General features: G+C 66.3%; 2 protein-coding genes. Both read right to left on the bottom strand.

The features are described 5' to 3' along the window. On the bottom strand, positions 1 to 1,002 hold a 1,002-nt coding region (locus tag CAPSK01_RS16740; protein WP_034929237.1), incomplete at its 3' end, for a 3-deoxy-D-manno-octulosonic acid transferase. Beyond that, the coding region (locus CAPSK01_RS16745; RefSeq protein WP_034929241.1) for a glycosyltransferase family 9 protein at positions 999 to 1,245 on the bottom strand (247 nt) is incomplete at its 5' end. The genes CAPSK01_RS16740 and CAPSK01_RS16745, both read right to left, overlap by 4 nt.

Here is a 1,245-nt window from a genome sequence, read left to right on the forward strand (position 1 = left end):
CAGATTCTGGCCGCCAAACGGCAGCAAGGTCCCCCCCATCAGCGCCAAATCCGCGAGCGCGTAATAGGCGACCATTTCACCCATGCTGTCGCCGAGCCAGACCTGCGTATTGTGGTTCGGCAATTCTTCGCGGCTTCTGCGGCAGAACGCCAGCCGGCGATGGCCAATCAGTTCGGCAACCTCGGAAAAGCGTTGCGGGTGGCGCGGTACCAGCAGCAAAAGCAGGTCGGGAATGTCGAGTTCCGTCAAGGCATCGAGGATCAACGCCTCCTCGCCTTCACGGGTGCTGGCAGCGAGCCAGACCGGGCGGGCAGCGAGTGCCTGGCGCCAGCGCGATCCCTGCTCAAGCATGGCCGGCGCAGGGGTGACATCAAATTTCAGGTTGCCGCAGACGCTGACCTGGCGTGCACCGATCTTCTGCAGACGTTCGGCGTCGGCCACAGTCTGTGCCGCAACCGCGCTCAGCGATGCCAGGGCTGGCCCGATCAGGCTCGGCAGACGTGCATAGCCACGCTGCGAACGCGCCGACAGACGAGCGTTGATCAGCGCCATCGGCAACTTGCGCCGCCTGGCCGCCTCGATCAGGTTTGGCCACACTTCGGTTTCCATCAGCAACCCAAGCTCGGGCTGGAAGTGATCGAGAAAGCGCCCGCAGGCATCGGGCAGGTCGTAAGGCAAATAGGCCTGCGTCAGCCGCCCGGGGTGCCTCACCAGCAACTCCTGACCGGTGGCGCGACCGGTCGGCGTCATGTGCGTCAGCAGCACGCCGTGCTCGGGGTAGGCACGCAGCAGCGAATCGATCAGCGGGGCCGCAGCACGTGTCTCGCCGACCGAAACGGCGTGCAGCCAGAGCAGCGGCCGGGGTGGGCGCGAAGCGTAGAAGCCGTGCCGCTCACCCAGCTGCTGCAGGTACTCGGGCTGCCTGCGCGCTCGCCAGAACAGACGCAGCCAGACCAGCGGCATGGCCAGATAGAAGAGCAGCGAGTAAAGCAGACGGCTCATCGGCGCAGGACGTGCTCGGCAACCGTCAGCACCTCGCTGACCGACGGCGGAGCGCCGGCAGCGCCGAGATTGCGTACGAAGCCGCTGCCATGGACCCCGGTCAGCGCCGGATCGGTTGCGATGTACAGGGCAATGACCGGTACGCGCAAGGCTGCGGTGAGGTGTGCAAGGCCGGTATCGACGCCAATGACCAGGCTGGCCCGGGCAATCACGGCGGCGACCTGCGGCAGACTCAGCGGCGGA

Origin of the sequence: Candidatus Accumulibacter vicinus, assembly GCF_000584955.1 — a bacterium.
Classification (GTDB): Bacteria; Pseudomonadota; Gammaproteobacteria; order Burkholderiales; family Rhodocyclaceae; genus Accumulibacter; species Accumulibacter vicinus.